23 protein-coding genes are annotated in these 21,377 nt (G+C 57.3%); 6 read left to right on the top strand and 17 right to left on the bottom strand.

The window, feature by feature from the left end:
- Positions 1 to 32: 32 nt before the first annotated feature.
- From AQ981_RS15210 to pmbA, 12 genes are all read right to left on the bottom strand, one after another.
- Complete coding sequence (locus AQ981_RS15210; protein WP_058912587.1) at positions 33 to 1,184, bottom strand: lactonase family protein; 1,152 nt, start codon at positions 1,182 to 1,184, stop codon at positions 33 to 35.
- Between the two features lie 65 nt (positions 1,185 to 1,249).
- Positions 1,250 to 1,990, bottom strand: a complete 741-nt coding sequence (gene dagF / locus AQ981_RS15205) for a 2-dehydro-3-deoxy-phosphogluconate aldolase (protein WP_058912586.1) — start codon at positions 1,988 to 1,990, stop codon at positions 1,250 to 1,252.
- A complete protein-coding gene (locus tag AQ981_RS15200; RefSeq protein WP_058912585.1) occupies positions 1,987 to 3,102 on the bottom strand; it encodes a DgaE family pyridoxal phosphate-dependent ammonia lyase in 1,116 nt (371 codons plus the stop codon). Before AQ981_RS15200 ends, dagF begins: the two co-directional genes overlap by 4 nt.
- Positions 3,086 to 4,219 carry an amidohydrolase/deacetylase family metallohydrolase gene (locus AQ981_RS15195; RefSeq protein ID WP_058912584.1) on the bottom strand — a complete coding sequence of 378 codons (1,134 nt, stop codon included), beginning with the start codon at positions 4,217 to 4,219 and terminating at the stop codon, positions 3,086 to 3,088. The genes AQ981_RS15200 and AQ981_RS15195 overlap by 17 nt, the downstream gene beginning before the upstream one ends.
- Before the next feature lie 42 nt (positions 4,220 to 4,261).
- Positions 4,262 to 4,906 carry a DUF4310 family protein gene (locus AQ981_RS15190; RefSeq protein ID WP_058912583.1) on the bottom strand — a complete coding sequence of 215 codons (645 nt, stop codon included), beginning with the start codon at positions 4,904 to 4,906 and terminating at the stop codon, positions 4,262 to 4,264.
- Positions 4,907 to 4,920: 14 nt separating this feature from the next.
- The gene (locus AQ981_RS15185; protein WP_058912582.1) at positions 4,921 to 5,697 is read right to left on the bottom strand and encodes a DUF4311 domain-containing protein; all 777 of its coding nucleotides are present in this window, start codon (positions 5,695 to 5,697) and stop codon (positions 4,921 to 4,923) included.
- A gap of 30 nt (positions 5,698 to 5,727) precedes the next feature.
- Positions 5,728 to 6,024: a DUF4312 family protein gene (locus AQ981_RS15180; protein WP_058912581.1), complete on the bottom strand. Its 297-nt coding sequence runs from the start codon at positions 6,022 to 6,024 to the stop codon at positions 5,728 to 5,730.
- 2 nt (positions 6,025 to 6,026) lie between these two features.
- Complete coding sequence (locus tag AQ981_RS15175; RefSeq protein WP_058912580.1) at positions 6,027 to 6,389, bottom strand: SFCGS family glycine-rich protein; 363 nt, start codon at positions 6,387 to 6,389, stop codon at positions 6,027 to 6,029.
- Positions 6,390 to 6,405: 16 nt separating this feature from the next.
- Positions 6,406 to 6,750, bottom strand: coding sequence for a glycine dehydrogenase (locus AQ981_RS15170; protein ID WP_058912579.1), 345 nt, complete (start codon positions 6,748 to 6,750; stop codon positions 6,406 to 6,408).
- A gap of 599 nt (positions 6,751 to 7,349) precedes the next feature.
- A complete protein-coding gene (locus tag AQ981_RS15165; RefSeq protein WP_058912634.1) occupies positions 7,350 to 7,970 on the bottom strand; it encodes a malonate decarboxylase holo-ACP synthase in 621 nt (206 codons plus the stop codon).
- Between the two features lie 125 nt (positions 7,971 to 8,095).
- Complete coding sequence (cybC, locus tag AQ981_RS15160; RefSeq protein ID WP_058912578.1) at positions 8,096 to 8,488, bottom strand: cytochrome b562; 393 nt, start codon at positions 8,486 to 8,488, stop codon at positions 8,096 to 8,098.
- A 54-nt stretch (positions 8,489 to 8,542) separates the two neighbouring features.
- Positions 8,543 to 9,895 carry a metalloprotease PmbA gene (gene pmbA, locus AQ981_RS15155; RefSeq protein ID WP_058912577.1) on the bottom strand — a complete coding sequence of 451 codons (1,353 nt, stop codon included), beginning with the start codon at positions 9,893 to 9,895 and terminating at the stop codon, positions 8,543 to 8,545.
- Between the two features lie 138 nt (positions 9,896 to 10,033).
- On the opposite strand from pmbA, the gene yjgA reads away from it, so the two are divergent.
- A complete protein-coding gene (gene yjgA, locus AQ981_RS15150) occupies positions 10,034 to 10,582 on the top strand; it encodes a ribosome biogenesis factor YjgA (RefSeq protein ID WP_058912576.1) in 549 nt (182 codons plus the stop codon).
- Positions 10,583 to 10,707: 125 nt separating this feature from the next.
- On the opposite strand, the gene mpl is transcribed toward yjgA, so the two are convergent.
- Positions 10,708 to 12,087, bottom strand: coding sequence for a UDP-N-acetylmuramate:L-alanyl-gamma-D-glutamyl-meso-diaminopimelate ligase (gene mpl / locus AQ981_RS15145; protein ID WP_058912575.1), 1,380 nt, complete (start codon positions 12,085 to 12,087; stop codon positions 10,708 to 10,710).
- Between the two features lie 192 nt (positions 12,088 to 12,279).
- Between mpl and fbp the strand changes: the two genes are divergently transcribed.
- Complete coding sequence (fbp, locus tag AQ981_RS15140; protein ID WP_058912574.1) at positions 12,280 to 13,278, top strand: class 1 fructose-bisphosphatase; 999 nt, start codon at positions 12,280 to 12,282, stop codon at positions 13,276 to 13,278.
- A 16-nt stretch (positions 13,279 to 13,294) separates the two neighbouring features.
- On the opposite strand, the gene yjfF is transcribed toward fbp, so the two are convergent.
- The 4 genes from yjfF to ytfQ form a co-directional block, all read right to left on the bottom strand.
- Positions 13,295 to 14,305 (bottom strand): galactofuranose ABC transporter, permease protein YjfF, encoded by a 1,011-nt coding sequence (yjfF, locus tag AQ981_RS15135; protein ID WP_058912573.1) that lies wholly within the window; start codon positions 14,303 to 14,305, stop codon positions 13,295 to 13,297.
- A complete protein-coding gene (gene ytfT, locus AQ981_RS15130) occupies positions 14,292 to 15,317 on the bottom strand; it encodes a galactofuranose ABC transporter, ATP-binding protein YtfT (RefSeq protein ID WP_161969172.1) in 1,026 nt (341 codons plus the stop codon). Before ytfT ends, yjfF begins: the two co-directional genes overlap by 14 nt.
- Positions 15,318 to 15,327: 10 nt before the next feature.
- Positions 15,328 to 16,830, bottom strand: coding sequence for a galactofuranose ABC transporter, ATP-binding protein YtfR (gene ytfR / locus AQ981_RS15125; protein ID WP_058912571.1), 1,503 nt, complete (start codon positions 16,828 to 16,830; stop codon positions 15,328 to 15,330).
- 63 nt (positions 16,831 to 16,893) lie between these two features.
- Positions 16,894 to 17,850 (bottom strand): galactofuranose ABC transporter, galactofuranose-binding protein YtfQ, encoded by a 957-nt coding sequence (gene ytfQ / locus AQ981_RS15120; protein ID WP_058912570.1) that lies wholly within the window; start codon positions 17,848 to 17,850, stop codon positions 16,894 to 16,896.
- 390 nt (positions 17,851 to 18,240) lie between these two features.
- Between ytfQ and ppa the strand changes: the two genes are divergently transcribed.
- The 4 genes from ppa to AQ981_RS15100 all read left to right on the top strand — a co-directional run bounded on the left by ppa (position 18,241) and on the right by AQ981_RS15100 (position 21,363).
- The gene (gene ppa / locus AQ981_RS15115) at positions 18,241 to 18,771 is read left to right on the top strand and encodes an inorganic diphosphatase (RefSeq protein ID WP_058912569.1); all 531 of its coding nucleotides are present in this window, start codon (positions 18,241 to 18,243) and stop codon (positions 18,769 to 18,771) included.
- 80 nt (positions 18,772 to 18,851) lie between these two features.
- Complete coding sequence (locus tag AQ981_RS27315) at positions 18,852 to 20,069, top strand: hypothetical protein (protein ID WP_071608910.1); 1,218 nt, start codon at positions 18,852 to 18,854, stop codon at positions 20,067 to 20,069.
- Positions 20,069 to 20,365: a hypothetical protein gene (locus tag AQ981_RS15105; protein WP_058912568.1), complete on the top strand. Its 297-nt coding sequence runs from the start codon at positions 20,069 to 20,071 to the stop codon at positions 20,363 to 20,365. The genes AQ981_RS27315 and AQ981_RS15105 overlap by 1 nt, the downstream gene beginning before the upstream one ends.
- Entirely contained in the window at positions 20,365 to 21,363 is a 999-nt protein-coding gene (locus AQ981_RS15100; RefSeq protein WP_058912567.1) for a beta propeller repeat protein, read from the top strand. The genes AQ981_RS15105 and AQ981_RS15100 overlap by 1 nt, the downstream gene beginning before the upstream one ends.
- Positions 21,364 to 21,377: the final 14 nt, after the last annotated feature.

The following is a 21,377-nucleotide window of genomic DNA, read 5'->3' as shown; positions in this document are numbered from 1 at the left end:
ACCCGGGCGCATCGCTGCGCCCGTCAAACTGCTTATTGCGCCGGAGAGATAACCATCTGTGACGGTCCACCTACCGGCGTCCACGTGTCAGTGAATGTTAACTTACCGTCAGCCGCAGATACATTAAAATATGTAATGTTATCGCTGCGTTGATTCATCACATAAAGATGTTTGCCGGATGGATCCAGCGTCAGGGTGCGCGGGTAATCTCCGCGGGTCCAGACATCTTCCTGGTGCGTCAGGGTACCGTTGGCGCCCACCGAAAAATGGGCCACGCTATTCAGTAAACGATTAGCAACGTAAAGCTGTTTGCCGTCCTGGCTGAGCACTAAACCGGCAGCAAAGCTGGTGCCTTTATAATGCGCCGGCAAGGCGCTCACGGTTTTCCCCTCTTTCAGCGTCCCGTTATCGTTAAGCTGATAATGCGTCAGGGTGGAGGCTTCTTCGTTAATCAACCACAGCGCATCGCCCTGCGGCGTAAACACGAAATGGCGCGGACCGGCCCCTGCGGAAGAGGCATCAATGAACGGCGGATCGTTGGGTTGCAGCGTGCCGCTGGCTTCATCAAAACGGTACTGATAAATGCGATCCAGCCCGAGATCGGTAGAAAATACATAGTTACCACCCGGATCGCTGGCTACCATGTGGGCATGAGGCCCGTCGTGATCGCTGATTGCAAAACTGCCTTCCACCGCCGCGGCCGGTTTTGCGGCGCCCGCCGGTCCCTGATCCTGTTTCACATCGCTGGCTTCGCCGAGGCTACCGTCCTGGCGCACCGGGAATACCGCCACCGAACCACTAACATAGTTAGCCGCCAGCAGGTGACGGCCATTGGGCATCAGCGAGAGATAAACCGGCCCGGCGCCGCCGGAACTGACCTGGTTGAGCGGCGTCAGTTCGCCTTTATCGTTTACCTGATAGGCCTGGATCACCCCCTGTTCCACTTCACTGGCGACATACAGGATTGAGCCGTCCGCCGACAGGGTTAGCTGCGCGGCATTTGGCAGCGAACTGACCAGGGTTTTCTGGCTCAGGGCGCCAGTGGCGGCGTCAATCTGAAAACGGTACAACCCTTCGCCGTTGGGATTGTAGGTACCAACCCAGGCATATTGCGCCCCGGCCGTCAGCGGCGCGGACACCAGAATAGCCATAGCAACGACAAGTAATGAACGTGATGATGGCATAGCGGACCCTCAGGTAAACGGAAAAAGATCGCCTTTCCGGACGGAAAGGCGATCGGCAGCCAGGCTTAACCCAGCAGTTGTTTTGTCATCGCCAGCAGGGCGCGTACATCTTCCGGACGGGTGTTGCCGCTGGCTTTATCAATGATTGAGCTGTAGATATGCGGGATCACTTTGCTGACCCCGGCATCCAGGGCGATCCTGAGGATTTCAGTATAGTTTTCCAGGTCAATACCGCCGGTCGGCTCCAGCCAGAAATCGTGCTGCGCACAGGCGCGCGCCACCGCTTCAAACTCGTCGCGGCTTTTCAGCCCGCCCATCGGGAAGTATTTCACTGAACTGCCGCCCATATCTTTCAGCAGAGCAATCGCGGTTTCCACCGGCACAATACCGTCCGGCGCGCCGGAGCTCAGCGGTCCGGTGGAGATCTTCACCATGCCCGGCGTACCGGTGGGCGACACCAGCCCATTCACCACAGTGTCGTTCTGGCCGAGCAGCGCCCGACTGGTCGCCACGCCGGTAAACACCTGGTTAACGTGCTGCGGCTGAACCTGGCGGGAGATTTCGCTCACCATCGCCGACTGGTTGGGATCGCCGGCGCCCAACCCTACCGACAGCGCGTTATCGATAAGCGCCGCATATTCACGCATATCCGCCACGGCGCTGGCCACGTCCGGATAGTTCTTCGACAGTACGCCCACCAGGACATGACCTTCCGCCGCCTCGTAAATCTCTTTGGCGTTTTGCTGCGAGCCGGCCAGTACGTTCAGACAAACGCGGTCGCGGTAAAAGTTCGGGGTCAGTTTCATGCCTGTTTCTCCTTCAGTAATTCACTAATGCGGCGGGAAATAATCTCCAGCTGAGCGGCGGTCACGCTGCGCACGTCGGCCTCGATGATGCCCTCATTGGCTTTATAGCCGCGGAAATAGATAGCGTATTCGCCCTGTTTCAGGGCCTGCACCAGATCGCCGGTGGCGATACCGGTGACGGTCTCGTCAAATTTGATTTCAGCGCGGGCGATATCGCGGCCGGCGGAGTCCCACACCACCCGGGCGCTAACGCCGTTCAGGGTGTTCAGGGCATCAATAAACGGGGTCATTTTGGCCACCATCTCCGCTCCGCTCTCTTTGGCGGCGGTCAGATAGTGTTCGATGGCGCAGGTCAGGCCGAGGATACCTTCCTTACCGACCTTCATCGCCCGACCAATACCGTTTGCCTGGCGCTTCACCCATTCGACATACTTGCGTTTGCCGATCACCAGCCCGCTGGTCGGCCCTTCTATCGCCTTGGCGCCGCTGTAGATCACCAGATCGGCGCCGGCCTGGTAATAAGCCTGCAAATCTTCTTCCGCCGCCGCGTCAACAATCAGCGGCAGGTTATGAATACGCGCCACCGCCGACGCCTGGGCGACATTCAGCATGCTCTTCTGCACGCAGTGGTGGGATTTGATATACAGGATTGCCGCGGTGCGCGGGGTGATTGCCGCCGCCAACTGTTCGGCGGAACATTCGTTGGCATAGCCCGCCTCCACCACTTTACCGCCGCCCAGCGCCACCATGGTGCCGACCGGCGCGCCAAAGTTAACGTTATGCCCCTTCGGCAGGACGATTTCGTTTTTTTCCAGCGCCGTGGTATGGAGATTTTCCAGCAGCCAGTCGCTGTCTTTCACCAGCACCGCGGCAACAGACTGCGCAATACCGGCGGAAGCGCAGGAGACTACCACCGCCGCCTCGACGTTCAGCAGACCGGCGATGTAATCCCCGGTTTTATTCACCAAATCCTTCATTTCGAAGTAGTGGTTCATACCGGTGTTGACCGCTTCCACCACTTCCGGCCGCGGCGTGGACACACCGAGGATCGTCATCCGTCCGGAGGCGTTAATGACCTGTTTTAATTTATATTTCTCATAAATCGAAGACATGTTCGGCTTTCCCTTGTTCGGTGGTAAACCATTTCCCGGCGCGTACCGCGGCCAGCGCCACCAGTTGCTCATCGGCCTGCAGCGCGTCGTTTTCCGCATCCAGCATCACCGTCGGCTGGCGGCGCAGCTCAAAGATGGTCAGGTCGGCCGCTTTGCCAATCTCCAGACTGCCTTTGTCGTCAAGGCGCAGCCCCTGAGCCGCATGACAGGTAACACAATCGATCACCTGCGGCAGGGAGAGTCCGACGGCGAGGAATTTCGACATCACCGCCGCCAGGCTGTACACCGGGCCGTTGATCCGGTTCTTACAATAAATATCGGAACTGATGGTATGCGGCAAAATCCCCATCGCAATCGCCTGACGGGCAACCGCGAAGCTGAGGCTGGCGCTGCCGTGGCCCACGTCCAGACGCACGCCGCGCTGAATCGCCCGGGAAACCGAGGCGCGCAGTTCGCCGGAAGGGGTCAGAATGCGGTTCGGTTTGCCGTTATAGCAGTGAGTAATAATGTCGCCGGAGGTCAGCAGATCGGCTATTTCATCAAGGTTCGGCGGATTATTGCCGATGTGCACCATCAGCGGCAGGTCGCCGTTCTCTTTCTGGATAGCTTTGGCGCGCTGTAGCGGCGTAATGCCGTTCTCCCCCACCACGCTGCTGCTCATGCGCGCTTTCAGGCCAACGATAAAGTCCGGGTAACGCTTCACCGCTTCACGTACCGCGTCGCCGTCAATATGGCTCATATCGGCCAGTTCGTTCTGGGCGATCAACCCTACACGGGAAATGTTAAGCAGCGCGTAGACATCGGTCGTCGCGCTGCGGGTAATCTGGTAAAAGGTATCGACATCGTCCGCCCCGGTACTGCCGGCATCAACGACGGTGGTCACCCCGGTAGCAATCCCTACGCTGTCCGGTTCATCATGATAGATAGGTGATTTGGGATAACAGTGAACGTGAGAATCGATCCATCCGGCGCTGACGTAGTGTTCTCCCTTCAGATCCACTTCCTGCCGTCCCGCTCCGGCTACCTCACCGAGCGCCGCAATCCGGCCGTCCTGAATGGCGATATCAATGAGCGTATCGTCCACCAGATGCGCCCGACGAATAACTAAATCATACATGGAACTCTCCTGATGCAGCGGGGGCCTGAGCCCCCGCAACACTTAGCTGATAGCGACCGGGAAAATCGAACCGAAGATCATGGCGCCAAGAATGGCCCCGCCGGTAATCGGCTTTTGCCATACATAGAACAACAGTGCGCCAAGCAGCGATCCGATACCGATCGGAATCGACGCGGTCATCGCGCTGAGGATAATCAACGGACCGAGGAAGCGGCCGGAGGCGTTACCGGCCCCCATCATCACATCAGCCCCGTAGGTGGAGTTACTCTGGTTAATGGTGAACTTACGGGCGACGATAATCACATAGCCAATCGCCAGACCAATCACCAGACCCGTCACCAGGGAAGCGGCAAAGTTCGCGACCGGGAAGACAAAACCCGCCCCCAGCAGCAGCGCCGGGATCCCCAGACCAACACCGGTCTGAATGGAACCGCCGATATCCAGAATCCCCACCAGCGAGCCTTCAATGATGCGCGCAAACAGGAAGCTGGCGCCGAACGCGGCTACCGCGCCGTAGACGCCGGTATCAATCCCGGCGCGCAGCATGGAGACAAACGCCACTTCGTTGAATGCCCCGATACCATAGAGGTAGTACATATGGGTCCCGGCGAACACGCCGGAAGATAACAGGCCAACAAAGATCGGGAACGACCAGTCGGCATACCAAAAGTTCTTATTCTGTTCCATTGTGTCTCTTCCCGTTATTTGCCGCTCATTGAGTTATGGATAAGCTCAAGCCAGTTCGGCACCGTCATGTTGAAGGATTCGATCATCTTCATGTCGAAGCCGCGGAAGAAGGCGCTGAGTACGAACAGGACAATGATGGCGCCCATCATGACTTTGGTAACGCGGTTCCAGCCGCTCTCTTCCACGCCTTTACCAATCAGGATACCCAGTACCAGACCCGGTACGGCGTTACCCATAATCAGCTGCGCGCAGCCGCCGAAAATCGTCGCCCAGAAGCCCGATTTCTTACCGGCTTCAATCGCCGCCAGCCAGAAAATCACTGGCATCACAGTGTTGACCAGCAGGTTCGCGGCGGGCACCAGCACTTTCACGGCGGTGACCTGCAGCGATTCCGGTACTGACGAGGCGGTCAGGTTAAGGAACGTAACGACGATCATGCCGATGATGGTGCAGGAGATCGCCATTTTCTTCGGATCGTGCAGTGTCTCTGCGACATTGCGGTTTTTGATCATCAGCGCGGCTGCGCCCCAGTTAGGAATGATGCGGTGATCGACATCCTGAGTGAATGAGCCCGCGGCAACGGATGATGCCCAGGCATTAAAGAAGAACCCCAGACCAAAGGAGAAATGCGATGCCGGATCCCCTTCGCAGGAATTCAACTCACCTAATGTGCGGAATGCCCCCATCCCTTGCGTGGTGGGAGCGTGGAACATGCGTGCAGCCCCTGCGCCCACACCCACGCCAACCAGGGCGCCGATAATGAGCGATTTTATTAATATTATTAAGAACATCCTGGTAACCTTCTGTTGATGCTTCGGTGGTTATTGCGCGACAAAATCCACCTTGTCGAGATTGATGGCTGTCACGTTGACCGTCACCTCCAGCGTAACGCTGAAGGTATGCCGCTCCCGGCGCAGGAAGAAGAACAGAAACGCTTCTTTGCGCGACTTGTACTGCGCCTGGATAACCCGAATATCCTGAGGCTCAATGCGTAACAGAATATGCGGCTGGCTTTTCATTACTGCGCCCTGGACATGGTTCAGGGCATCAGCAAAGGCCTGCGCCTTGCTGCTCCCCTTACCGCTTACGGTGACTGTCGTGGTGAACTGTTCTTTCATGTTCAGCCGCCGTATTTTTTCTTCCAGGCTTCCACCAGTTTCGTGCCCAGTTCTTCCTTGTCCATGAAGCCGAAGCCCAGTACGTTGAAGCCTTCGTTGATAGCCGTTACGCCCTCTTCCACAGAGCGCATACCGTATTTCGCCTTATAACCATATTTGTTCTGCGCGGTGATCGCCCCGGCGCCGCCGCTGCCGCAGAATGAGATCCCGAAGGTGGCGTTTTCCGCTTTCATCACGTCACCCAGCTTCATATCCGCCGCCACGCCCGGTACCACCACGGCGCGACCGCCCGCCAGCTCGACGCCTGCCGCCACTTTCTGGCCTTTACCCAGACGATCGCCAATCACTACGGTAATCTGTTCCATGTTGCTCTCCTGAAAATTAAAGATTGTCTTTTGCCACTTCGAAGTGCACCGACAGCAGCCAGGCTTCTTCTTCAGGCAAATTGCCAAATTCCCGGACTATCGACCGCGCCATCTCCATGGAATCATCAGAGATCTCTTCAAACAGGCTGGCGTCCACTTCCGGCAGCGGTTCGCCGGTCACAGAACGGTGCGCCATGGCCCGTACGTGGGATGTCATCATCTGTTCCTGCACCGGATTAGGGATAATGTTTCTGCTTTTCAGCAGGTCAAATACCCAGCCCAGCGCGCGTACTGCTAATTGTTCGGTTTGCTGTGCCTGACCGTTTCCGGCTTCGTTCACTGTTACGGCTCCCTTATTCATACTGCCTGCTTCGCTGTTGCCTGATGGTTTCGCTACTGCCTGCGGGCAGTAACCTGACTGTTGATGGGTATAAACTTAGTTCCCGCAAGGAAAGGTTTGTAGCGAGTTGTTTTCCACTTCGAAGTGGAAAAGGGGCAGGTCAGAGTGATCTGTCCCACATAAATAACGTGAATGACCGTTTTTCCGCGGTTTTATGTGATTGAAATCACGTTACGGCGCCAGGGGATGAGCAGAAATAACAGGGTTGCTAATGTTTGTTTTTGCGAAGTAGCGCAAAATTCAGGCTTGCTATCAGGAATACTTATCTGGCGCTCTACCCTCATAGCGTCGCCAAATGTCAGGTAGTGCCGATGGCGCCAGCCATTAACGCCACTTTAAATAGCAATAACTCATTAATAATGATGAACTTACCTGCATTAACGCCCATCAAATACGACATCAAGCCCGGTGAATTCTCAGAGGGTCAGGACATCTGACGCGCAGTTTGCCGCATAAAAGCGCCTGCTGTGACCAGGGATTATCGATAAGGGATATGAAGGTTACGCCTGGCGGCGCCAGTCCGCCGCGGCGGTGAAAAATTTAAGACAGGACGAGAGATTTCATTCTCCGGGGATATGCCAGGGATCGCTGACCAGACGCGTTCCGTAGTGAGTTTTCAGTAATACACGCCCTTCCTGTAGCCACTCCGCCAGCGCGAAACCGCCATAAGGCGTCTCTACCTGGGTCGCAGTCCGGCAGGGAAGTTGGTTTACCCGACTCAGCCACGGCCGAAAGGCCTCCCGGCTGTGCGCCAGCGGCGCCCGAATTAGCAAATTCAGTTCGCCAGTGGCATGGAGCAGCGGGATTTCGGTCGCCAGGCTATAACCGACATCGCCGGTAATCCCCCATGTCCAGGGCCAGATCTGCATCGCCAGTTGAATGGCTCCCTGCACCGGCGGCTGGGAAACAAACGGCGAGCATAGCAGTCGCCGGGTATCCGTCAGCGACTCCGGCATCACCGTCCGTATAATCCGGCTGGCGTTGACCCAACCGGCGGCCAGCTGTTGGTGGCGCATACCGCGAATGAGCACCGGAATTCGCCCGATACGCGCCGCATCCCGCCGCACCACCACCGGCAATGCCGGGCGCCACTGAGCGGCAACCCAGGGCTCGGTAAAGCCTTCCAGCGCACTACTATCGGCAAGCCAGAGTAAATCATGGGGACGTGGTGTGCTATTCATCGGTGCAAATCCCTGTAACCAGATAAATGGCGACAGACCACTACGCCGCTTCGCCAGCGACCAGGCAGTGGTCATTTCCTGCCGCACAGCGCCTGAACAGCAATGCGCCAGCGCCCGTTCCCGGCTTACTCACGGTATTTCTCATGATAAGTATTGCGGGTCTGCTTAAATCCTTCCGCCGCGATCTGCGCCTCTTTGAGCTTGCCTTCAGCCGCCAGTTTCAGGGCGCCGTCAATCTGGCCGACGAGAATCGTCAACCCGTGACGATAGTCCTTCATTTCCGGGCTGTCCGGCGCCTTGCCTTCCAGTTTTGGCGGGGTGGCCTGCTGCGCATCCAGCGCGGCGGCGCGCATCGTGTTGAGCGCATCCTTCAGTTCCGTCGGGCTATCGGTCTTCAGCACCGTTTTGTAACTGTCGTTCAGGGTATCCATATCATCTGCCAGATCCCGCGCCAGCGCGCTGGTACTGGTTAATAACAGCGCCGATACCGCCAGCATAGCAACCACAGATTTACGCATTGGCTCACCTCTTTACTATCAGACAGACGGGCACGGCAGACTGCGCCCGTGAACTTACTGACCAGCGATTTTCATCTCCGGCAACAGTACCGAACCACACTGAATATTACTGCGGGTTTCAATATCGTCGCCAATCGTTACGATATTGCGCCACATATCCTGCAGATTACCGGCAATGGTGATCTCGCTGACCGGATACTGAATTTCGCCGTTCTCCACCCAGTAACCGGAAGCACCACGCGAATAGTCGCCGGTAATGGCGCTCACGCCCTGGCCCATCAGCTCTGTCACCACCAGGCCGGTCCCCATCTCTTTGAGGAGCCCGGCGAAGTCCGGACCGCGACCGGCAATGCGCCAGTTATGGATCCCGCCGGCATGGCCAGTGCTTTTCAGGCCCAGCTTACGCGCCGAGTAGTTAGTTAACAGCCACTGCTGCAGCACGCCGTCTTTAACGATATCCCGCCGATGGGTGGCGACCCCTTCGCTGTCAAATGGCGTCGACGCCAGCCCTTTCAGCAGATGAGGATGTTCTTCAATGGTCAGCCAGTCAGGCAGAATCTGTTTGCCCAGCGCATCGAGCAGAAACGTCGATTTACGGTATACGGCGCCGCCAGCGATGGCCCCCACCAGGTGGCCGAACAGCCCGGTCGCCACTTCGGCGGCAAAAATCACCGGCGCCTGCATGGTGGAGAGTTTGCGCGGCGCCAGCCGCGACAGAGTACGGCGCGCGCACTCCGCCCCGACCCATTCCGGGCTCTGTAAATCTTCTATCGCGCGACCGATGGTATAGGCGTAGTCTCGTTCCATACTGCCATTCTCTTCGCCAATCACGCAGCTCGACAGCGAGTGGCGGGTGGAGCAGTAGCTCTGCAACATGCCATGGCTGTTGCCGAAAACTTTAATCCCGTAGTGGCTGTTAAAACTTCCGCCTTCGGTATTGGTGAGGCGCGGGTCGGCGTCGAGGGCGCTCTGCTCGGCCCGGGCCGCCAGTTCGATGGCGCGATCGGCATCGATTTGCGCCGGGTGAAACAGCGACAGATCCGGCGCTTCAAAGGCGAGCAGTTCTTTATCCGCTACGCCAGCGCAGGGATCGGCTGAGGTGTAACGGGCAATATCCAGCGCCGCCTGCACGGTGCGCGCGATAGCATCCGGACTCAAATCCGTGGAAGAGGCGCTACCCTTGCGATTCTGGTGATAAACGGTGATGCCTAATGCGCCATCGCTATTGAACTCGACATTCTCGACGTCGCCATAGCGCGTGCTGACGCTGATCCCGGTGGTTTTACTGACCGCCACTTCCGCGCCGTCGGCCTTGCCGGCAGCCAGTTCCAGCGCCTGAGCCACTGCCTGTTCCAGGGTTTTGCGCTGCTGCGCAACTTGTGTGATTAGATTCATCGCGAGTGCCATAATGTAAGGGAAGCCGCGTCGCAGTGACGCCCTTCAGACTCAACCAAAACAGATAGACTGCACTGAAGTCTAACAGAGAACCCTTTCTCAGTGTGCGCCTGAACTGGTAGTATTAGCCTCTTTTTTAAGGAGCCTGAGATGACGAAGCAGCCCGAAGACTGGCTCGATGACGTTCCGGATAACGAAAACGACGACGATGACGAGATTATCTGGGTCAGTAAAAGTGAAATTAAGCGCGATGCCGAAGAGCTGAAGCGCCTTGGCGTGGAACTGGTTGAACTGGGCAAAAATGCCCTGGATAAAATCCCCCTTGACGACGATCTGCGCGCCGCCATTGACCTGGCGCAGAAAATCAAAAAAGAGGGCCGCCGCCGCCAGATACAGCTGATTGGTAAAATGCTGCGACAGCGCGACGTCGATCCCATTCGCCAGGCGCTGGATAAGTTGAAAAACCGCCATAACCAGCAGGTGTCGCTATTCCATAAACTGGAATCCCTGCGCGACCGGCTGATTGATGAAGGCGACGATGTGATTGCTGAAGTTATCGGGCTGTATCCGCTTGCCGATCGCCAGCAGCTACGCTCGCTGGTGCGCAATGCCCAGAAAGAGAAAGCCGGCAATAAACCGCCGAAATCGTCACGCCAGATTTTCCAGTATCTGCGCGAGCTGGCGGAAGGCCAGGAATAACGGCCCCGGGAGTAACCGGCGGCGTTTGATAAGCCATCCCGCAGAGCCGCCAGGCAAAATGGCAGAAAAAAGCCGCATCAGAATGCGGCTTTTCGTTTTATGGGCTGGCGCAATCGCCGCTTACCTTACCCCTGCGGCTCTGACTGTTGTTTCTTCGCCAGACCCTCCAGCAGCTTCTGATGAATGCCACCGAAACCCCCGTTGCTCATCACCAGGATATGATCGCCGGGCTGAGCGGTTTTCACGATCATCTCAGCCAGGGTATCAATATCGGCGCTCCAGTGCGCGGGCTGCACACAGGCATCAGCCACTTCGGCCACCTGCCACGGAATATGCGGCGGCTGGTAGAGAAACACTTCGTCCGCGCGTCCCAGGGACGGCGCCAGATCGTCTTTACTGATGCCCATTTTCATGGTGTTGGAGCGTGGTTCCAGCACCGCGATAATCCGCGCCGTGCCGCCGACTTTGCCACGCAGCGCCGCCAGGGTAGCCAGAATCGCCGTCGGGTGATGGGCGAAATCGTCATACACCGTGACGCCATTGGCTTCACCGCGCAACTCCAGGCGGCGGCGGGCGTTAACAAAGCTGTCGAGCGCCCGGGCTGCTTCAGCCGGGGAGACTCCCACATGACGCGCGGCGGCGATCGCCATCAGGCCGTTGAACATATTGTGTTCGCCCACCAGCGACCAGTTCACTTCCCCGACCCGCTCGCCGTCCAGGAACACTTCCCAGTGAGAGGCATCGGTGTTTACCTTCTTCGCCTGCCAGTGTCCCTGTTCGCCGACCAGTTCCTGCTCGCTCCAGCAGCCCATCGCCATCGTCTGCTTAAGATTGGCATCGCCTTCCGGCCAGATAATCTTGCCTTTCCCTGGCACAATGCGCACCAGATGATGGAACTGTTTCTGAATCGCCTTCAGATCGTCAAAGATATCGGCGTGATCGAATTCCAGATTATTCAGTACCAGGGTGCGCGGGCAGTAATGGACGAACTTAGAGCGTTTGTCGAAAAACGCACAGTCATATTCATCCGCTTCGATCACGAAAAACGGACTGTCGCCAAGGCGGGCAGACACGTCGAAATTGCCCGGCACCCCGCCGATAACAAAGCCCGGCTGATAGCCGCACACTTCCAGAATCCACGTCGCCATACCCGCCGTGGTTGTCTTGCCGTGAGTACCGGCGATGGCGATCACCCAGCGTTCGCGCAGCACAAAGTCATGCAGCCACTGGGGGCCGGACATATAGGGAATATTGTCTTCCAGCACCGCTTCGACGCACGGATTCCCGCGCTTCATCGCATTGCCGATGATCACCAGGTCCGGACGCGGCTCAAGCTGCGCAGGATCATAACCTTCAATTAACTCAATACCTTGCTTTTCAAGTAGGGTGCTCATCGGCGGATAAACGTTATCATCGGAGCCAGTAACCTCATGGCCCAGAGTGCGAGCCAGCAGCGCCAGTCCGCCCATAAACGTGCCACAAATCCCCAGAATATGAATGCGCATAATCACTATCCTTTTTATCGTTCGCCGCACATTCTACCCGTTCATATATCCGCTAATAAACGTCTTTTGGGAATTTATACCTATAGCTGTAGCGATTCACCCACGCACGCGGTTTTGAAAGTTTGTTAAGATTGTTGTGCTCGTTTTACCCAACCTATAAACGCAACCTACTAAAGCAGGGAACAGAGTGTTATGAAAACGCTAGGTGAATTTATTGTCGAGAAGCAGCATGAGTTCTCCCACGCCACCGGTGAATTGACCTCACTGCTGTCGGCAATAAAGCTCGGCGCCAAGATCATCCACCGCGATATCAACAAGGCCGGTCTGGTCGATATCCTGGGTGCCAGCGGTGCTGAAAACGTGCAGGGCGAAGTGCAACAGAAGCTCGACCTGTTCGCTAACGAAAAACTCAAAGCAGCGCTGAAAGCCCGTGGCATTGTGGCGGGGATCGCTTCTGAAGAAGAAGATGAAATTGTCGTTTTTGACGGCTGCGAGCACGCCAAGTATGTGATTCTGATGGACCCGCTGGACGGTTCCTCCAATATTGACGTTAACGTCTCTGTCGGCACGATTTTCTCTATCTACCGCCGCATTACGCCGCCCGGCACCCCGGTCACCATCGAAGATTTCCTGCAGCCCGGCAACAAACAGGTCGCCGCCGGTTATGTGGTTTACGGCTCCTCCACCATGCTGGTTTACACCACCGGCTGCGGTGTCCATGCTTTTACCTATGATCCATCACTCGGGGTGTTCTGCCTGAGTCAGGAGCGTATGCGTTTCCCGGCGCGCGGCAATATGTACTCCATTAACGAAGGGAATTACATCAAATTCCCGATGGGCGTGAAAAAGTACATCAAATTCTGCCAGGAAGAGGATCACGCCACTCAGCGCCCCTATACCTCACGCTACATCGGCTCGCTGGTGGCGGACTTCCACCGTAACCTGCTGAAGGGCGGTATCTATCTCTACCCCAGCACCGCCAGCCATCCCGAAGGCAAGCTGCGTCTGCTGTACGAAGGTAACCCGATGGCATTCCTCGCCGAACAGGCCGGTGGTAAGGCCAGCGACGGCAAGCAGCGTATTCTGGATATTATCCCGCAAAGCCTGCACCAGCGCCGCCCGTTCTTTGTCGGCAACCAGCATATGGTCGACGACGTGGAACGCTTTATCCGCGAATTCCCGGACGATTAACCTCTTATCAGGGCGCTCAGGCGCCCTGTTTTTCCTGCCCCGCTGTCGCCACCCGAGTGACCGACGCATGCTGGCGGTTTTCCCACAGCACCGTTAGCCCACGCTGCAGGGCGATAAAGATAAACAGCAGAATACCGATGGCTATTTTGGTCCACCACGAGCTGAGCGTGCCGTCAAAATTGATATACGTCTGAATCAATCCCTGAATCGCCACCCCGAACAGGGTACCCAGCACAGTGCCGACTCCGCCGCTGAGCAGCGTACCGCCAATCACCACCGACGCAATGGCGTCCAGCTCCACGCCGACCCCCGCCAGCGCATATCCAGCCTGGGTGTAAATGGAAAACACAATCCCCGCCAGCGTCGCCAGCCCGGTCGACAGCATATAAATCCGGATAGTGGTACTGCGGGTGGAGATCCCCATCAGGCTGGCGGAGGTGGCGCTACCGCCAATGGCATATACCTGGTTGCCGAAGCGGGTGCGGTGAGCGAGGAAAATCCCCAGAACCACCACCAGCAGCATCAGCAGGCCGAGAAAGCTCAGGCGTCCGCCGCCGGGAATACGCCACGCCAGCCCGGAGAGGGTGTCATAAATCGGATGGTTAATCGGGATCGACTCTTCGGAGACCAGATAACTGACGCCGCGCAGAAAAAACATCCCGGCCAGGGTAATGATAAACGCCGGGATCTTCAGACCGTCGATCAACAGCCCCATCAACGCCCCGAAGGCGCAGCCCATCACAAGGATCAGCGGAAATGCCAGCAGCGGCGAAATTCCCCACACGCCGATCGCTTTGGCGAGAAACACGCCGGTAAAGGCGATGACCGACCCCACAGAAAGATCGATCCCACCGGAGAGGATCACAAATGTCATGCCGACCGCGATAATGCCGAGAAAAGCGTTGTCGGTAAGAATGTTGCAAATCACCCGGGTGGACGCGAAACCGGGAAACTGTGTCAGGCAATACAGATACCCCAGCACAAACACCGCCAGCGTAATCATCAGCGGCAGGTTACGTTTGATCATGACGGCGCATTCCTTTTAACAGACTGATAAACCGCGGCGATTGCACAATCAGCACGCACAACACCACCAGCGCTTTGACCACCTGATTGAGCTCCGGCGGAAAACCGGAAAGCAGGATACCGGTATTCATGCCCTGGATAATCAGCGCCCCCACCACTGACAGCGCAAGGTTGAAGCGCCCGCCCATCAGAGAGCCGCCACCGATCACTACCGCCAGAATAGCGTCCAGCTCCAGCCACAGTCCGGCGTTGTTGGCATCGGCGCCGCGAATATCCGCGGTAACGATAATGCCGGCGATAGCGGCGCACAGGCCGCTGAGCAGATAGGTCAGCATCACCACAAGGCGGGTTTTCACACCGGCGTTTTTCGCCGCGCGGATATTGATCCCCACCGCCTCAATAAACAGCCCGAGGGCGGTTTTGCGGGTCAACAGCCAGAACAGAATCAGCGTCACCAGCGCAATGATCACCGGCGTCGGAAACAGCAACAGCGAACCGCTGCCCAGCCATGCCAGCGACGGCGAGTTGAAGGTGACTATCTGGCCGGAGGTAATCAACTGGGCCACGCCGCGCCCGGCCACCATCAGAATCAGCGTGGCGACAAACGGCTGAATCTTCAGGACCGCCACCAGGATACCGTTCCACAGCCCGCACAACACACCGCTGGCGAGGGCCCCCAGCAGCACCACCGTCAGGCTGTAACCCTGTACCGTCAGGGAGGCCGCCGTAGCGCCGGCAATCGCCATCACCGCGCCGACCGACAGATCAATACCGCCAGTGGCGATCACCAGCGTCATCCCCAATGCCAGCAGCGCCACCGGCGCCGCCCGGTTAAGGATATCGATCGGGCTGCCGAACAGCCGCCCGTCCTGTAACACAATCTGGAAGAAATGGCTGGCGACCATGCCATCCACCAGCAGCACCAGCAACAGCGCCGTCAGTTGCGGCACGCCGGGAGGCCAGCGAAATTTGCGGCCAGAGGCGCCGCTGTTTGTTAACGATCGGGGCATCACCTGTGACTCCTTAGGCCGCGATAGCATTCATGACAGCCGACACCGACAGCCGCTCCAGCGGGAGCTCCGCCACCTGTTGCAGATCGCGCATGATCACTATCCGATCGGCGTAACCCACCAGCTCTTCAAGTTCGGAGGAGATCACCAGCAGCGCCAACCCGTCAGCGCACAGCGTTTCGATCAGACGCACGATTTCCGCATGGGCGCCAACGTCGATCCCGCGCGTCGGTTCATCAAGGATCAAAAACTGCGGACGCGTCAGCAGCCAGCGCGACAGCAGTACTTTTTGCTGATTGCCGCCGGAGAGAAACTCCACCGGTTGCTCCGGCCCCGGCGTGCGGATCCCCAACTGACGGATAAAGCGCCCGGCTATCTGATCCTGCTCTTTACGCGGAATAGGGCGCAGCCAGCCGCGCTGAGCCTGCAGCGCCAGAATGATATTTTCCCGCACCGAGGCGGCGGCGATGATACCGTCTGTTTTTCGATCTTCGGGGCAGAAACCAATCCCCAGACATGACGCCTGATGCGGTGAGCGCAGTTTACGCTGCTTGCCTTTAATCCACGCCGTGCCGCTGTCGGCAGGGTGGATGCCAAAAATCACCTCTGCCGTCTCGGTACGGCCGGAACCCAGCAACCCCGCCAGCCCGACAATTTCGCCGGGGCGGACCTGCAAATCGAACGGTTGAATCGTCCCTTTGCGGCCATAGTTGTGAAACGCCGCCACCGGTTTGTCGCTCAGCAGCGTGCGCCCGGCCCGCTGCAGGGCATGGGCCTCCAGTTCGCGCCCGAGCATCATCTTCACCAGTTCGATCTGCGGCAGATCCCGGGTATTACGGGTACCGACAAAGCCGCCGTTGCGCAATACGGTGATCCGATCGCAGACCTGGTAAACCTGATCGAGAAAATGGGTGACGAAGATCAGACTGACACCCCGATCGCGCAGCTGGCGCATCAGGGTAAACAGCATCTCCACCTCTTTGGCGTCCAGGCTGGCGGTCGGTTCGTCGAGGATCAGGACTTTTGCCGAAAGATCGACAGCCCGGCAGATGGCGACAATTTGCTGCATCGCTACCGAAAAGCGATTCAACGGCTCGCGCACATCCAGTTGAAAGCCGTAAGACGCCATCAACGCTTGCGCTCTGCGCTCCATCGTTTTGCGACAAATAAAACCAAAGCGTCGCGGCTCGCGGCCAATAAATAAGTTATCCGCCACCGACATATTCGGCAACAGATTCACCTCCTGGTAGACAGTACCGATACCCAACTGTTGGGCATGGGCGGTGTGGCGCGGCGCCACCGACTGCCCTTCGAGGAAAATCTCCCCGCTGTCTTTCTGATACACGCCGGTCAGTACTTTGATCAGGGTGGACTTGCCGGCGCCGTTCTCACCCAGTAATGCCATAATTTCCCCACGGTTAAGGGAAAAATCCACCTGATTCAGCGCCTTCACGCCGGGGAAAAATTTGCACAACCCGGCGGTGCGCAAAATTTCCTGACCGTTATGCCCATTCATTACCGGACTCCTGTTTCACTGGCAAGAGAACCGGGGCGAGCCTGGCTCGCCCCCGCAACAGGCTCAGTAGCCCATGTTTTTCTTCTTCTCCAGTTCTTCTTTAGCGGTATCCGGCAGATACAGGGTCGATTTCGTCAGAGTCAGTTTCGGCGGCTCGGTGCCATCCTGCTTGTATTTTTCCAGCGCATCGAAGGCCGGGCCGGCCATATTCGGGGTCAACTCAACACTGGCGTTGGCTTCGCCGTCGATCATCGCTTTATAAATATCCGGCACCCCATCGATAGAGCCGGTGAGAATATCTTTGCCCGGCTTCAGCCCAGCCTCTTTAATGGCCTGAATGGCGCCGATGACCATATCATCGTTATGGGCGTAAACCATGCAGATGTTTTTGCCGTTGTTCTCGGCCTTAATAAAGCTTTCCATCACCTCTTTACCCTTACTGCGGGTAAAGTCGCCGGACTGGGAACGAATGATTTTGATATTGGAAGCTTTACTGATGGCCTGGGCAAAGCCTTTCTTCCGGTCGATAGCCACGCTGGCCCCCACGGTTCCCTGCAGCTCCACGACATTACACGGCTTGCCATCAAGGGTTTTCACCAGCCAGTCGCCGATCAGCTCCCCTTCGAGGACGTTATTGGCGGTGACGGTGGTCATGTACAGCGATTTGTCTTTCACATCAATGGAGCGATCCAGCAAGAACACCGGGATCTCCGCCTCTTTGGCCTCTTTCAGCACCGGCTCCCAACCGGTCGCCACCACCGGCGCAATAAATATAGCGTCCACGCCCTGAGCGATGAATGAGCGTACGGCTTTAATCTGATTTTCCTGTTTTTGCTGGCCGTCAGCGATTTTCAGCGTAATGCCGCGTTTTTCCGCCTCCTGCTTTGCCACGCTGGTTTCCGCCGCCCGCCAGCCGGATTCAGAACCGACCTGGGAAAAACCCACGGTCAGAGGCGCCGCGGCGACCATAGACGACATGGCTGCCGAAACGGCGGTAACAAGAAGTAAGCGCTTCCACATAAGACATCCTCCCGGGATGATTATTGGTCAAAGAATCACCATCGGGAAAAACTATAGACAATGAGCAATGTAACCGGATGCGTTACATCACACTTCAGAAAAGTCATAAAAAGCCCAGGGAGACGGCAGAGGTCAAAGCAGCCTGCCAGAAGCGCTCGCGGTCGGGCGTAAAAGGCGTTTTTTTTCAATGGCGCAACAGTAGATTTTTCAGAATGAAAACGTTTTCATATTTTTATTCATAAACCTGTCGGAGTTATGGATTTTTAGCCTGCAAAAAGCGCTCTGAACGCGCCGCCAAACCACAAGACGACAAAAAACAGAGCAGGACATTCAGTTTCAGTTGGCTATAATACCCGGCACTTGTTTGCCACACTCGTAAAGGAAACAGACATGAGTTTACTCAACGTTCCCGCAGGCAAAGATCTGCCGGAAGATATCTACGTTGTCATCGAAATCCCGGCTAACGCGGATCCGATCAAATACGAAATCGACAAAGAGAGCGGCGCACTGTTTGTTGACCGCTTCATGTCGACAGCGATGTTCTACCCGTGCAACTACGGCTACATCAACCACACTCTGTCTCTGGACGGCGACCCGGTTGACGTGCTGGTGCCGACCCCATACCCGCTGCAGCCGGGTTCAGTAGTGCGCTGCCGCCCGGTAGGCGTACTGAAAATGACCGACGAAGCCGGCGAAGACGCCAAGCTGGTTGCGGTACCGCACACCAAACTGAGCAAAGAGTACGATCACATCAAAGATGTGAACGACCTGCCGGAGCTGCTGCGCGCCCAAATCACCCATTTCTTTGAACACTACAAAGATCTGGAAAAAGGTAAGTGGGTGAAAGTTGACGGCTGGGATAATGCCGACGCCGCTAAAGCGGAGATCGTCTCCTCTTTCGAACGCGCTGCGAAGAAATAAAACTTTCCGGCAGGGAGGCTATCTCCGCCCTGCCGGTTCGCGACAACGGAATGTCGCTGCCCCACGGAGAATGGAATCCCGTGAAAAACATTCATTACTTCACACTGCATTTTACCGGATTTAGCGTTGGCGCATCTGAGCAACAGAACCTGCTGCGCCTGGCGAGCCACGATCGGGCCTTCTACACCGATAAACGTTTCTTTCGCGATCCCGAACGCTTCTCGCGCCTGAAAACTGGCGGACCGCTGCATATCGGCGCCCACCGGATGCAGGATGGCAGTTACTGGATCCACTGGCTCAGCGATGGCGCTACCCTGATCGAACAGGGGCATACCAGAGAGCCTTTAACCAATAAGTTCCTGCTGCTGCTGGCAGGCTCTCTGGTCTGCGCCGCCGCCGTCTGGCCGATGTTTACCTACCAGAATGTCTGGCTGGCGATCGTCTGCACCCTGATCGCCCTGGCGGGGCTGATGGCGGCGGGTATTGGACTCGCCATGCTGCTGCATCGCGGCGCCCTGGCGCTACACCCGGGGATGCGCGATCTGCTGAACAAGCTCGAGCTGGCCAGGCAGGGGAATTACGCTTTCTGCCAGCAGCCGGGTACTGCGCCGGGCGCCGCCCGGCAGCGCCTGATCCCGTTTCTCCGGGATGCCGTTTTGCCGGATCGCTATCGCGTTGTGGAAGGGCAAGTCAAAAATCCCCATTTCAGCGCCTGGTCGCGCGGCAGCGGGCGTTTTCAGCGCGATTATCACGGTGTGTCATTCCAGTGCGACGGCACCCCCTTATCCCTGCACTGGCAAATTATCGATTTCGTCCAGCAGCTACACCCCATTTTCCGCCGCCGCCATCCACCGTTTATCGCCAGCGATGACCATGTCGTCGCGGTCTGGCGCCGTAGCGACCATGAAGTTCAGGCCCTGTATAACGCCAGCGATGGCGGCCTGTACCTGAAAAACCACGTTCTTCATCCCGGTGATCGGCAGATGGCGCTGATGTATAAATTACTGTACGGCTTTTCCCTCTTCCTGCCATTAATCGTGCTCGGTATGGAGCTGTATGAGACGCTGACCTCTGGTTCGCTGGCGCTCCTGGATAGCTGGAAATCCGCCGCAATGGTGCTGGACCTGTTTGCTCTCTCGCTGCTGTGCGTTGGCAGTATTCTGGTTTTTCTTGAGCTGGCATTTCTGGCCACCCGGGTTCTGTCCTCCGGCGTCGACGACTGGTTTACCCTGCGCGGCGTAATCCACCGTTTTACCGGCCAGGCCGGGGCCAGCGTGATTATCCGGGAGTTGGCCTAATGTTTAACACCCTGAAACGCCGGCTGCTGTTTCTGGCGCTGGTAACCCTCGCCGCTTTTCTCTGGTCCGGGATGTTTATCTTTAACCTGTTTCTGCCCAAAGTACCGTGGCAAGCGCAGCCGGTCAGTAGTCCGGTGCCGATAAAATCAGAGCAGTTGACTATCAACAGTTTTAAAGATGGCGCCCTGCTTCTCAGCAGCGAGCCGCTGTTCAGCGTCGAAAATTACGAGCTTGACCGCGATCGCCGGCGAGTCATCCGCCACTACGCCCCCCCCTGTCGCGGCTTGAGCCGCTGATGCCGCGGTTGCTGAATGCCCGTCTGGCGCCGCCGGATCAGTTGATAAGCAATACGCAGAACCAGTTTGAGGTGTTCAATCGTTATAACCAGCCAGACCGGCTCAACCCAACGCTGACCAGCATCATGCATCTGGATAATCAGGGGAAATTGCAATTGGCGGCTCAGTGGCTGGGGGATGTCCACTCCCGGGTCTGTGCGCCGCGGGGCGAGTGCATCCTGATCCTTACCAACCCCTTCAACTATGATAGCGCCGCCTGGTATAGCCCGGATGGCGGAGCAAAATGGCAGCCGCTGGCGGAATGGCAGTTCCCGAAGTCAGACAGCGAAGCGCGGATTGACCCGCAGAAGCTGATTGCCTTCGATGATGCCGGAAAACTGTGGGCGGCCGGTAACTACACGCTGTCTGTCTCTGCTGACCGGGGGAAAAGCTGGCAAACCATGGCGGACATTCGCCCGCTGCTCAGGCGCAACAACATTCTTGCCACCCGCGCCAGCGAGCCGGGGGTCACGCTGTATCGCCTGCACTGGTACCTGGATAACCACCAACGGTTACTGGCGGACATCACCGTTTCGCTGCCGGATGGCCGGGGAGATCGGCGTTTTCTTTACCAGATCATTTCCGACAGCCAGGAACGTCTACTCGCTACCGATATCCACAGCCTCGCGCAATCGCCGCAGGGGGAGATTTTCCTTACCCGGCCCAGCGATCGGCCAACGCGTTACGGTCTGTATCAGTTGCAAAGCGACGATAGCCTCAGGCTGGTTATGGAACATATTGACAGGCTGGGGGAAATTTATGCCGGCCGGACCGTGCTGGCGCTGGAGAAAGGTATTGGCGACGGCGCGCATCTGTATCTGTCCCGCGACGGCGGCCAGACGTGGCGGCGTTATCAGGAAGTGCAGGACAAACCGGTTTTCGCCCCGTGGCGCGATAGCTTTGTTCGTCTGCCGCGCTATACACGTCTCACTCATTACCATACCGCCGCGCTGAATTAACCCTGAACCGCGGT

Source organism: Entomohabitans teleogrylli, assembly GCF_001484765.1.
GTDB lineage: Bacteria > Pseudomonadota > Gammaproteobacteria > Enterobacterales > Enterobacteriaceae > Entomohabitans > Entomohabitans teleogrylli.
This window is presented reverse-complemented; position numbering and strand designations above follow the sequence as displayed.